This is a genomic window from Bacillus pretiosus (genome assembly GCF_051294775.1).
Lineage (GTDB): Bacteria > Bacillota > Bacilli > Bacillales > Bacillaceae_G > Bacillus_A > Bacillus_A wiedmannii.
Genome location: NZ_JBPPHF010000124.1, coordinates 1 through 315, shown reverse-complemented (window position 1 = coordinate 315; position 315 = coordinate 1). Strand labels below are relative to the sequence as shown.

Annotated in this window: 1 protein-coding gene; it reads right to left on the bottom strand. The window is 37.1% G+C overall.

Annotated elements, in window-relative coordinates; all coding sequences use genetic code 11:
* The coding region (locus ACSG5Z_RS30140; protein ID WP_503827183.1) for an amino acid kinase family protein at positions 1-315 on the bottom strand (315 nt) is incomplete at both ends.

Sequence of the window (315 nt, the reverse complement as noted above, 5' to 3'; positions counted from 1 at the left end):
ATCTACATCTGTAATAAAAATGAGTTCTTTTGCAGATAACGCGGCCGCAATTCCAGCTGCGGCGGTATCTGCATTTATGTTATAAATCTCATTATCATTTATGCCGACTGGAGCAATAACAGGAATATAATTCATATTTATTAATCCTTTTAGTAAGGCCGTTTCGACATACCTTACTTCTCCCACATATCCTATCTCCTCACTAACAGGTTGAACTTGAAGTAGATTGCCGTCACATCCTGAACAACCTACCGCTCGTAAATTATGCTTTTGTAAATTCATTACGAGTTTTTTATTCGTACTTCCACATAACAC